This window comes from Lentilactobacillus rapi DSM 19907 = JCM 15042 (assembly GCF_001436255.1).
GTDB classification, from domain to species: domain Bacteria; phylum Bacillota; class Bacilli; order Lactobacillales; family Lactobacillaceae; genus Lentilactobacillus; species Lentilactobacillus rapi.
The window spans coordinates 1-1,760 of sequence record NZ_AZEI01000026.1; the positions used below are offsets into that span (position 1 = coordinate 1).

Genomic DNA, 1,760 nt, shown 5'->3' on the forward strand with positions numbered 1-1,760 from the left:
GTTATGTGCCTGAAAATTATTAAATATTATCTCCAACTATTGGGGTTCACTTCAGTCGAGGGGCTTCTCTTTTTTTTACAAAAGGTTCGATTTAATTTGTGGTATGATCTGCTAACAAGTAGCGATATACTTAAATTACTAACTTGAGAGGTTAACTAGCAATTATTGGAGGTTACGTGGTATGAAGAATCTAACGTCAGTCGCAGTTTCGTTGGCGCTGTCAACGGCATTATTATTTGCGTTACCAGCAAATGTGAATGCTGCCAAGATCAAAAAATTATCGGCGACACCCACTTCGTTGCGGGGAACTTGGTACCATTTGCATGGTAAAAAAGAGGGCTATTCTAAGCCTTTTATTGAAAAAATCGTGATTGGTAAGCATTCGATGATTGATAGCTGGCAACAAACCAGAGAACATCTTAAAGGCAAGCATTTTGTTGTGAGCTATTATCGCCGAGATGTGAAATTTAAAGGTTATAAAACGCGTCATTTAAACGCTTATTTCATGTGGAATCAGGGAGATGTTCCAGCATACATGTCAATTCATTTGCGGGTGAGTGGAAAATATCGGCACGTCATGTTACAAACGCCGCAAAATGGGCCATTCCCAATTTTTACGACGTTTAAGCCAACAAAATCCTATACAATTTCTGGAACGTATCGATATTGAGTTCGTTAGGGTAAGAAATCCAGAAGTATGTATCGACAATACTTAGTGAGTGAGAAATGATCAGGGATTTTGAATGCAAAAGAGCATCTGGCTGTCTTCATCAAGTCAGGTGCTCCTTCTTTACGTCACTGATTCAGTTTTGCTTTCAGCGCGTCTGTGAGCAACGCGCTAAAATTAATATTTTTCTGTTCGGCCATTCGAGCCAAATCACCAGGAATGGTGGTGTTCTTTTTGACCGTTGGTTCGCGAACGGTTCGTTTGATTTCTTCTAAGTCAGTCGCAATCCAATTAATGATTGTTCCAGGTTCATCTGGTTGAATGGATTCGGGATCGCTGGGCTTTGGCAATTCTTTTTCATCGTACAATATTAATCCCAATGCCTCGCTGCCGTTTGAAATGGCCTCGGCAATGCCAGTTCCTTGAGAAATTGCGCCGGGAACGTCGGGAAAGATGACTGTGTATGTTTGAGGTGCTTCCTTATCAGGGATGAGCTCTGCGGGGTAAGCAACAATTTGTTTTTTCATGGAGAAACCTCCTGTAATGATTTTCATAATTACTTATTACCTGCCTGACGTTTGATGTAGCGGTACGTGGAAAGGGTGACCTCTTGCTTCAAGCGTGAGTACGGGACTGTTACCTTATGTCCATATTGATCAACAAAACGATGATGATCGCCTTTTATTCTATCTTCGACAAATCCTTGAGCAGACAACATCTCAAGAACCTGTTTAACTGTAACTTTCATTCTTCTCCTCCAACCATTTATATTATACGTATCAATACGTATGAAAGCAAGTGAAATGGGCACACTTACTTTATATAAATACGTAAATACTATGAAATGATTTTATATTGGCTGGTATTCTATTTGTAAATGGTGAGTAGTGCTCCGAAAAACTGACGCTTGACTATGTAAGGGCTCCTGAGCTGAAACCAGTTCTACTTTCGGGAATTTCTCCGTTATATTGTGGAAACGTGCTCAAAAAGGCTGATCCCTGCAATCCTCCCGTACATAGCCGAGTAGTGCTCCGAAAAACTGACGCTTGTATATTAGAAGTATCAGTAAGGTAACAGCAAAATGTACTAAACT

3 protein-coding genes are annotated in these 1,760 nt (G+C 40.3%); 1 reads left to right on the forward strand and 2 read right to left on the reverse strand.

Annotation, left to right across the window (positions count from 1 at the left end; all coding sequences use genetic code 11):
* Positions 1-181: 181 nt before the first annotated feature.
* A complete protein-coding gene (locus tag FD12_RS04495) occupies positions 182-670 on the forward strand; it encodes a hypothetical protein (protein WP_056981919.1) in 489 nt (162 codons plus the stop codon).
* A gap of 125 nt (positions 671-795) precedes the next feature.
* Here the strand turns inward: FD12_RS04495 and FD12_RS04500 are convergent, their stop codons facing one another.
* Positions 796-1,194, reverse strand: coding sequence for a type II toxin-antitoxin system HicB family antitoxin (locus FD12_RS04500; protein ID WP_056981922.1), 399 nt, complete (start codon positions 1,192-1,194; stop codon positions 796-798).
* Positions 1,195-1,223: 29 nt separating this feature from the next.
* Positions 1,224-1,415, reverse strand: a complete 192-nt coding sequence (locus FD12_RS04505) for a type II toxin-antitoxin system HicA family toxin (protein ID WP_054749123.1) — start codon at positions 1,413-1,415, stop codon at positions 1,224-1,226.
* Positions 1,416-1,760: the final 345 nt, after the last annotated feature.